Origin of the sequence: Agaribacter flavus, from assembly GCF_042646125.1 — a bacterium.
Classification (GTDB): domain Bacteria; phylum Pseudomonadota; class Gammaproteobacteria; order Enterobacterales; family Alteromonadaceae; genus Glaciecola; species Glaciecola flavus.
Window position 1 is genome coordinate 49123 of the sequence record NZ_JBHRSW010000008.1, and the last position, 7436, is coordinate 56558.

Genomic DNA, 7436 nt, shown 5'->3' on the forward strand with positions numbered 1-7436 from the left:
GGCTTAGATGTAAAAAAAGGAAAGTAATGAAACCCTCGTTACAGTTAAAATTTAGTCAACAACTTACCATGACACCCCAGCTTCAACAGGCTATCAAACTGTTGCAGCTATCTACGCTTGACCTCCAACAAGAAATTCAAGAGGCGCTAGAATCCAACCCTCTCCTTGAACTGTCCGAAGCAAATTTTGAGCAAAATGATGCGACTAATAGCAAAGGTGACGACAGTTCTACCGGCAGTAATGCAGAAACGCAAACCAATGGGGAAACCAATGCCTCATCAGATACATCTGTCAGTATGGAAGATGCGGTAGACAGTCACGATGCACTTCAAAATGGTGATTTACCCAATGATCTTCCCATTGACAGTTCGTGGGACGAGTATCTTGGCTCCAGCTCAGCGCCGGTAAAAATGATCGGAAGTAACCCTGATGAAGATTTTGTTTTTCAAGGCGAGACGACCGACTCCATTCAGGATCACTTGTTTTGGCAAGTACAGATGAGCCATTTCACAGAAGTAGATAAAAGTATTGCGATAGCCATTATAGACTCGATTGATGAATCAGGGTACTTAACAAGTTCTTGTGAAGAAATAGTTGAGTCACTCGACAACGAAGAAGTAGAAATCGAAGAAGTAGAGTGCGTACTAAAACGTATTCAATTACTTGATCCTATCGGCTCAGGTGCGAGAAACGTGCAAGAATGCCTGCTTATTCAACTCAAGCAATTTGCTCAAGGTACGCCATGGCTAGAAGAAGCGAAAGACTTGATTAAAGAGTATGCAGAGTTATTGGGGAGCAAGGATTATCGCACTCTGATGCGTAAAACCAAGTTAAAGGAAGAGCAGTTAAAAGAGGTGATGCGCTTACTAAAAACCTTGAATCCTCGACCAGGTAGCGCTATCTCAACTAAAGAGCCTGAATACATTGTACCAGATGTCAATGTATATAAAAACAAAGGTATCTGGATGGTGGAACTGAACAACGATGCCTTACCAGCCCTTGCGGTGAACGAAACCTACGCTCAAATAGCAAAAACTTCAAAAAATCAGAACGATTCACAATTTATTAAGTCACATTTACAAGAAGCAAAGTGGTTTATTAAAAGTCTGGAGAGTAGAAATGAAACCCTACTCAAAGTGTCACATTGTATTGTGTCCAGACAGAAAGAGTTTTTTGAAAAAGGCCCAGAAAAAATGATACCCATGGTATTAAATGATGTGGCAGAAATGGTAGATATGCATGAATCAACAATATCGCGTGTAACGACGCAGAAGTATATGCATACTCCCAGGGGGATATTTGAATTAAAGTACTTTTTCTCAAGCCACGTGGCGACAGACTCCGGCGAAAATGCCTCGTCCACAGCAATTCGCGCGCTTATCAAAAAGCTCATTGCCGATGAACCACCGGCTAAACCCCTCAGTGATAGTAAGATTGCCCAATTGCTTGCCGATCAAGGAATTAAAGTTGCTCGGCGAACAATCGCAAAATATAGGGAATCGTTAAACATTCCCCCTTCCAACCAACGTAAAAGTCTTATCTAGACTCAATCTAAAGAGGACCTAGCATTATGCAAATTAACTTAACTGGTCATCACGTAGACATTACAGATTCACTGCGTAATTACGTCGACACTAAGTTTGAAAAGCTGGAACGCCACTTTGACCACATCAACAACGTTCATGTAATTTTGAATGTGGAAAAGCTAAGCCAAAAAGCTGAAGCAACCTTACACATAAGCGGAGGTGAAATATTTGCAAATTCGGAGCATACTGATATGTACGCAGCAATCGACGGCTTGATTGACAAGTTAGACCGACAAGTTATTAAGCATAAAGAGAAACTAAAACGACACTAAGTCAAATATGATCATTTCTGACATAATCTCGCTCGACCGAACGCAATGTTCGGTCGAATGCCAAAGCAAAAAGAAAATTTTTGAAATTATTAGCGAAATTGCTATTAAGCAGCACCCCTCGCTCAATCAAGTAGACGTGCTCAATAGCTTACTCTGCAGAGAGCGCATGGGGAGTACCGGCATTGGAAACGGAATTGCCATCCCTCACGGGCGAATAGAGGGTATCTCAAATGTTATTGCTATCATTGTTACCAGTGACCATGCTATTGATTTTGACGCCATAGACAATCAACCTGTTGATATTTTTTTCGCATTACTTGTACCCAAAGAACAAGCAGATTCCCATTTACGCGCCTTGTCGGGAATTGCACAAAAACTCAGTGACAAATCAATTGTGAAAGCGATTCGACGCGCACAAAATAAAAATGAGATTGTGGCAGCGCTAGCTTAGTAACTTACCCAATCCAAGCGAGAGGTTATCAGTGAAACTACTTATCATCAGCGGAAGATCAGGCTCAGGAAAATCAATAGCATTACGCTCACTCGAAGACCTCGGATACTACTGTGTCGACAACATTCCTGTTCATTTACTGCCCACACTAGTTAGTGCTATTTCAGATGAACACGAACAAGTAGCAGTCAGTATTGACGTTCGAAATTTGCCTCGTGCGCAGAAAGAAGTGAGCGAAGTACTCGACTATTTACCTGATTTTTGCGAAATCACGATAATATACCTCGACGCAAGTGATGACGTATTAATTAAGCGCTACAGCGAAACTCGGCGCCTTCATCCGCTATTTAAATTGAGTAACTCACTTACGGATGCCATCTTAACTGAACAAGAAATATTAAGGCCCGTCGCAGAAAAAGCCGATTTAAAAATTAATACGGATCAGCTATCCATACATGAACTGGCGGAGCTAGTTAGGGAGAGAGTACTAGGAAAGAAAACGGCTGATTTGGTCATTGTATTCGAATCTTTTGGTTTTAAATATGGCTTACCCAAAGATTCAGACTATGTTTTTGATGTGAGGTTTTTACCCAACCCCCATTGGGATCCCGATCTTCGTCCCCTAACAGGCTTGGACGGACCTGTTGAAGTATTTTTGTCTGGACAACCCTTAGTGATGAAGTTTATTTGGCAAGTCCAAAATTTTATCGCAACGTGGTTGCCGCACCTAGAACGCAACAACCGCAGCTATGTGACCATATCAATTGGCTGCACTGGTGGGCAGCATCGCTCAGTGTTTGTTGCGCAAAGCTTATCAGAAGCTTTCAAAGCGAGTCATGGTGACGTGCAAATAAAACACCGTGAACTGAAACGTGTCAAACAAGAACTTGAGAACAAATAGTATGAAGCTTGAACGCTCGGTAACAATAGTCAATAAACTGGGTTTACATGCTAGGGCAGCGACAAAGCTTGTTCAACTAGCTAACCAGCATTCTGCCGAAATACTACTTATCCAAGATGACAATCAAGCACCCGCAAACAGTGTATTAGCATTGATGATGCTTGAAAGCTCGCAAGGTAAAACCGTTGATATCGTGTGCTCGGGTGATGATGCACAGTCTGCCATGGATGCAGTCGTAAAACTGATTGAAAATAAGTTTGACGAAGACGAATAAATTCTTAAAAATCAAAGATTCACACAATTGTCACCGATTCGGTGGTATACTCAGATAAGGGAAAAGAAAGGGTTTCTATGTCTGAAGTCGCAGAACTTATCACCAACACGCAAGAAAGACTGAACGCTATCGCCTATCGTCTTAACGCAGGTGCTTTTGTGCGTGTTCGAAAAATGTTACTCGAACTTCCCGCCAGTGATGTTGCCCTTTTACTTGAATCTAGCCCAGCAAAAACACGTCAAGAATTATGGCAGCTCCTCGATGCAGATTTTCATGGTGATGTTCTAGAAGAACTTTCAGAAGACGTCCGTAACGGGATAATCAGTAAAATGGTTCCATCTAGCGTCGTAGACGCGCTAGAGGATATGGATACCGACGACTTGGCAGAGACACTCAGTACACTGCCAGAGGATGTACTGCAATCTATTCTCGCGTCAATGGACGCGCAGGATAGAGTACGTGCGGAAAAAGCACTTTCTTACGGTGAAGATACCGCTGGCTTCATCATGAATACCGACACCATTACTTTGCGCGCTGACGTCAGCGTCGATGTAGTGTTGCGTTACTTGCGATTAAAAGCTGAATTGCCCGAAAACACAGATACGCTATATGTCGTCAACCGACAGGATCTTTTGTTGGGTACAGTATCAGTGTCTCGACTACTCACCAGTCACCCAGACGTTAACGTGCATGAAATTATGGATGATGAGCCTGAAGCACTGAACGTCGATATGGCGGAAAGCGACGTAGCGAAAATGTTTGAGCGATACAATTGGCTCTCTGCCCCCGTCATTGATGAAGAAAACAAACTAGTGGGTAGAATAACCATCGATGACGTTGTAGATATTATTCGTGAAGATGCCGAACACTCGATGATGAGTATGGCAGGTTTAGATGACGAAGAGGACACCTTTGCCCCCGTTGGTCAAAGTACAAAACGCAGATCGGTTTGGCTGGGTGTTAATTTAATTACCGCTTTACTGGCCGCAGCAGTCAGTGATCTTTTTGAAACCACACTCAGTCAATTAGCCGTACTCGCCATACTCAATACGATAGTACCAAGCATGGGAGGGGTGGCAGGTAATCAAACCTTGACTTTGGTTATACGCGGCATGGCTTTGGGCCATGTGAGTACAAGTAACTCCCTTTGGCTCGTGAGAAAAGAGTTAGCTATTGGCTTTTTAAATGGCCTGATTTGGTCAATCCTTATTGCTAGCGTGATTGCGCTATGGAAACAGGATTTTGTTCTGGGTGGAGTCATTGCTTTTGCTATGATGATGAATATGATTGCAGCCGGATTATCCGGTGCTACATTACCCATAATAATGAAAAAACTAAAAATCGATCCGGCATTAGCAGGTAGTGTCATCTTGACTACAATCACGGATGTTGTGGGTATATTTGCATTTTTAGGCACAGCAACTGTGTTCTTAATATAAAAAAGATAAATCGTGCAGCTACGGTTGATTGCGTGCCTCTTAGTAAATTTTAGTTGACTGCGCCGACAGCAAAAACACTAATCGTCTATTTGCTGCTCTTTTAACCAAATCGTCAACACTTCAACATCTTGGCTTATCGCCATTTCGAGCTGCTCAACCCATTCATGCACATTCTCCCACCATGCTGGATGATCACCTTGTTGAATATGATTTGCAGTTGCTTGCACCCTAGACAGACCAACAGATCCAGCTGCTCCCTTTATTTTATGAGCTTGCGAGCACACCTCATCTTTGTCCTCCGCAGTCAGTGAGTCCTTCAACAATTCCATGTATTCCGGAATCTTTTCCTGAAACACATTCAAACTAGCAAAGACCATGGTGTCTCCGATGGTATCAATCAACATGGTCAACAACTCTGAGTCAATAACTTGAGGCGCGGATTCTTTAATTGCCACTTCATCTGCGATAACGGGCGTTTGTTGAGAAAGATAGTCCTCAGCAAACAATTCATTGAAGACTTTAATTACTCGACTTTTCTTTATCGGTTTCGCTATTACGTCATCCATGCCGTTTTGCAAATACTCCTCGCGAGTCTTGATCACGTTTGCAGTGAGCGCTACGATCGGTGTGTGTAATACCAAATCTTCCTCAAGTAAGGTTCTTGCTACATCAAAACCGGTCATATCGGGCAACTGTATATCAAGTAAGATAAGATCATAATCATACTCTTTGACCATATCAATTGCCGCTTGACCAGTCATTGCAACACTGACTTTTTGCCCCAGTTTTTCCAACAGAGCTTTTGCAACCATGACATTTAGCTCAATATCTTCAACCAACAATATATTGAGTCCGGACACTTTAAGCTCTTCTGACTCTCGTCGTTGCTCTGAAACAGTAACTGGTAGCGTTATTTCAAAGCAGGTTCCCACATTAAGTTCACTATTGACCTTGATATCGCCACCCATCTTGTCAACCATCTGCTTGCATATGGCCAAGCCAATACCCGTACCCGTTGCGGACTGGAAATCATCACGTTGCACTTGGTAATACATGGCAAAAATTTTATCTAGGTCTTCTTTCGGTATACCGATGCCTGTGTCTCTTATTGTAAATTTCATTGTCGCTAGTGATGCTGAGCTTTGTTCTGCAGAAACGGTCAAACTTACCATACCTTTCTGAGTAAACTTGACCGCGTTGTACAGCATATTCCATAGTACTTGGCGTAGGCGTGTCCCATCGGCTTCAAAAGCAAGGGGTAAAGGCTCAACAATAGTGTGCTCAAAGTTCAAGTTTTTATCAGCCGCAAGTAAGCGGATTATTGAAGCAATTTCATTGATAAAGTTAGCAGAATTAACCGTTTTCAATTGAATTTCGACTTTGTCTCGATCTAACTTATCAAGGTCAATAATATCGTTAAAAATGTTACCCAAAGTGATAGCACTGGCATATATTGTACTGATCCATTCAAATTGCTCGCTGGATAATTCAGTATCACGCAGCATGCGACTCAGGCCAACAATCCCATTTAAGGGTGTTCTAAGCTCATGAGAAATGGTGGCGATAAACTTAGTTTTATCTTTACTTGCTTGCTCAATCGCTTGTTGTGAACGGCGGCGATCTGTCATATCTCGACCAAATGCCAATAGTCCAAGTCTATGACCATCACCATCATAGAAAGGCACCTTTCGCATTTCGTAGTATCGCTTACGCCCATCCGCAAAGCGCAACCATAACTCTTCTGTAATACTGGTATTGCTCTCAAGAACTTGTTGGTCAGAAGCAACAACTTGGCTTGCCAGATCCTCGTCATACACTTCGTGAGGAGTTAAACCAAACAACTCTTCTTCCGTTTTACCGGTAAGCTGCTCTGCTACCTTGTTACAACCAGCAAACCTACCTTCTTCGTTCCGGTAGTAAATTAAATCTGGCGAAGCATCGATAATAGAGCGAGTCAATGTAGACAAACGACGAGCCTCTAGCTCTTGTTCCGATTTTTCTTTTATCTGGCGTTCCAGTTCAGTAAACATTTTCTCGCGTTCTAATTGCGCATTTTTTCTCTGCTCAATTTCATAGTTGAGCTGTCGAATATTGTTCTGCAGTTCGCGGTTAAGAATAACGTCGTGCCTTCTCAGACGTTCTAGTTGCGAGACGGCCTCTTCTAAATTAATCCGAGAATGCTCTAATTGCTTGATCAACTCACTGAAAAAATACAATACCCAAGGTGCGCTCACTAAGGTCAACACGATGGCACTGACAAAATCATCTAATTCGATATCGCTACCTAGGCTCGCGCGAATTATGTAACTACCCACTATGGTAAAAAACAAGGTGAACACAACAAACAAGATGCTCACCTTTGCCGTTCCCATCTTATCGATGAATTGTGCAAACTTAATCGCCCAGGACTCAGGCGGTTGTTTTAGAAACATGCTCAATAGCTCCTTTTATACCCATTCCACTTCAACTTGCAGGTTTTAGCACCTGAAAATTATCGGAGATCCGCGTATTAA

The 7436-nt window shown here is 42.5% G+C and carries 7 protein-coding genes; 6 read left to right on the plus strand and 1 reads right to left on the minus strand.

Features of this window, described 5'->3' with window-relative positions:
• Nucleotides 1–26: 26 nt before the first annotated feature.
• From ACFOHL_RS06770 to mgtE, 6 genes are all read left to right on the plus strand, one after another.
• The gene (locus ACFOHL_RS06770; RefSeq protein ID WP_376919455.1) at nucleotides 27–1544 is read left to right on the plus strand and encodes an RNA polymerase factor sigma-54; all 1518 of its coding nucleotides are present in this window, start codon (nucleotides 27–29) and stop codon (nucleotides 1542–1544) included.
• Nucleotides 1545–1570: 26 nt separating this feature from the next.
• Entirely contained in the window at nucleotides 1571–1858 is a 288-nt protein-coding gene (gene hpf, locus ACFOHL_RS06775; protein WP_376919456.1) for a ribosome hibernation promoting factor, read from the plus strand.
• Between the two features lie 7 nt (nucleotides 1859–1865).
• The gene (gene ptsN / locus ACFOHL_RS06780) at nucleotides 1866–2309 is read left to right on the plus strand and encodes a PTS IIA-like nitrogen regulatory protein PtsN (RefSeq protein WP_376919457.1); all 444 of its coding nucleotides are present in this window, start codon (nucleotides 1866–1868) and stop codon (nucleotides 2307–2309) included.
• Nucleotides 2310–2340: 31 nt separating this feature from the next.
• Complete coding sequence (rapZ, locus tag ACFOHL_RS06785; protein WP_376919458.1) at nucleotides 2341–3210, plus strand: RNase adapter RapZ; 870 nt, start codon at nucleotides 2341–2343, stop codon at nucleotides 3208–3210.
• A 1-nt stretch (nucleotide 3211) separates the two neighbouring features.
• Nucleotides 3212–3484: an HPr family phosphocarrier protein gene (locus ACFOHL_RS06790; RefSeq protein ID WP_376919459.1), complete on the plus strand. Its 273-nt coding sequence runs from the start codon at nucleotides 3212–3214 to the stop codon at nucleotides 3482–3484.
• Between the two features lie 77 nt (nucleotides 3485–3561).
• Nucleotides 3562–4923, plus strand: coding sequence for a magnesium transporter (mgtE, locus tag ACFOHL_RS06795; RefSeq protein WP_376919460.1), 1362 nt, complete (start codon nucleotides 3562–3564; stop codon nucleotides 4921–4923).
• 77 nt (nucleotides 4924–5000) lie between these two features.
• Here mgtE and arcB read toward each other — a convergent pair whose 3' ends face one another.
• On the minus strand, nucleotides 5001–7355 hold the full coding sequence (gene arcB, locus ACFOHL_RS06800; RefSeq protein WP_376919461.1) for an aerobic respiration two-component sensor histidine kinase ArcB: 2355 nt from the start codon (nucleotides 7353–7355) through the stop codon (nucleotides 5001–5003).
• Nucleotides 7356–7436 lie beyond the last annotated feature (81 nt).